Origin of the sequence: Pseudomonas sp. NFACC32-1, assembly GCF_900101215.1 — a bacterium.
Taxonomy (GTDB): Bacteria; Pseudomonadota; Gammaproteobacteria; order Pseudomonadales; family Pseudomonadaceae; genus Aquipseudomonas.
The window spans coordinates 1-2,228 of sequence record NZ_FMUL01000042.1 but is presented as its reverse complement, the minus strand read 5'-3'; the positions used below and the strand labels follow the sequence as shown (position 1 = coordinate 2,228).

1 protein-coding gene is annotated in these 2,228 nt (G+C 67.2%); it reads right to left on the bottom strand.

Features of this window, described 5'->3' with window-relative positions; genetic code table 11:
• Positions 1 to 2,228 (bottom strand): condensation domain-containing protein (locus BLP99_RS26010; RefSeq protein WP_143007999.1); only part of this gene is annotated, 2,228 nt, incomplete at both ends.

Sequence of the window (2,228 nt, the reverse complement as noted above, 5' to 3'; positions counted from 1 at the left end):
AATTGCGGGTCCAGCGGCAGCCACGCGGCGCCGGCATGGACGATGCCGAGCAAGGCCACGACCATTTCCACCGAGCGCTCCATGCACACCGGCACGATGTGCTCGGCGCCGATGCCGACGGCGCGCAGGGCGCGGGCGACGGCCTGGGCGCGCTGGTCCAGTTCGGCATAGCTCAGGCGTTGGCCTTCGAACACCAGCGCCGAGGCGTTGGGGCTCAGGGCTGCCTGCTGGCTCAGGGCCGTGTGCAGGTTGGTCGGGCCGCTGTAGTGGCGGTCGGTGGCGTTCCACTGGTCCAGTCGTGGCTGGTCCTGCTGCTGCGGGAACAGCTCGATCAACGTGCGCTGCGGCGTCGCCACCAAGGCATCGAGCAGAGCGCACCACTGTGCGCTCCAGCGCTGCATTGTCGTTTCGTCGAACAACGCCGCCTGGTACTCCAGTGACAGGGTCATGTCACTGCCGTCGTCCTGGACTTCCCAGCTTTGCTCGAACTTGGCATCGACCACTGGCAGGGTCTGCTCTTGCACCTCCAGCCCCGGCCATTGACGGCTGTCCACGCGACCGTAGTTGAGAGAGAACAGTACCTGGAACAGCGGCGTGCGGTTCAGGTCACGATGCTGGGCAACGGTGCTGACCAGGGTGGCGAAAGGCAGGTCGGCGTGGGCCTGGGCCGCACGCAGGTCGGCTTCGAGGCTGGTCAGCAAGCGTTCGGCCGGCGCACGCTGCTCGACGTCGCTACGGATTACCAGGGTGTTGACCAGACAGGCCAGCAGCGCCTGGGATTGCGCCTGGTCACGCTGGTCCGCCGGCGTGCCGAGGCGAATCTCGCGTTGCCCGCTGTAGCGCGCCAGCAGCGCACTCAAGGCGGTGGCCAGGACCACATAGGTGGTGGTGCCCCGTTGACGGGCGAATCGGCGGATGGCTTCGGCCCGTTCGGCACCGAGGCTGACGATTACCTGCCGGGCACGACGGTCGACTTCGGCGCCGCGCGGATGATCGATGGGCAGGTCCAGTTGATAATTGTCCTGGCCCAGATGGTTTTTCCAGTATTCCAGGCTGCTGTTACGCCGTGCCTGGGTGTCCGGGTGCTGCTGCCATAGGGCGAAGTCGACGTAATCGATCTCCAGCGGTGCCCAGGCGGGGGCCTGTCCGTTCAGCCCGGCGGCATAGGCCTGGGTCAGCTCGTCGATGAGCAATTGCATGGCCCAGCCATCGGTGGCGCTGTGATGCAGGCAGACCAGCAGACGGTGCTCGTCGCTGTCCTGGCGCTGCAACAGGTGCGCGCGCCATGGCGCGGCGGCAGCCAGGTCGAACGGTGCCATCAGTTCGTCCTGGGCCTTGGCGCAAGCCCAAGTCCAGTCCTGGGTCGGCACCGAGGTGACCGCGAGTGCCGGACCCTGCGGGTCGATCAGCAACTGTGGCTCCCCCTGGACCTCGACGATCCGGCTGCGCAGCACCAGGTGGCGCTGGCTGACCTGCTCGAATGCCGCGCGCAGGGCCTGGACCTGCAGTTCGCCGCGCAAGGTCAGAGCGAATGGCATGTGGTATTCGCGGGACTCCGGCACCAGTCGGCTGAGCATCCAGAACCGGCGTTGGGCCAGGCCCAGGGGCAGTTGCGCCGGGCGCGGTTGTACGCTGATCGATTCATCGGGCAGAGCCGCCCGCAAGTGCCTGGCCAGGGCCGCCACCGTCGGCTGGGCGAACACCAGCGGCAAGGGCAGGGACACCCCCAGGCGTTCACGGACCCGGCTGACCAGACGGGTGGCCAGCAAGGAGTGGCCGCCGAGTTGGAAAAAGTGGTCCTCGATACCGACGACAGAGCAGTCCAGCACCTCGCTGAACAGTTCGCAGAGCACGGTTTCAGTGGCATTGCGCGGCGCGGTGCGCGGCTGGTCGCTCTGGCTTTGCGGCAGCGGCGTGGCAGCCAGGGCCTTGCGGTCCAGCTTGCCGTTGCTGTTGAGCGGCAGGCGGTCGAGCTGCACGAAAAGACTCGGCTGCATGTGCGAAGGCAGGCGTTCGCCCAGGGTGGCACGCAGGGTGGCTTCGTCAGCCTCACCGCACCAGAAGCTTACCAGGCGCTGGTCCAGCAGCAAGGTCGCGGCGTCGCGAACGCCCGCTTGCGCCAGCAGTCCGGCGTCGATTTCCCCCAGCTCGATGCGCTGGCCCCGCAGCTTGACCTGATGGTCGAGACGTCCCAGGTATTCGATGTTGCCATCGGCCAGGAAACGGCA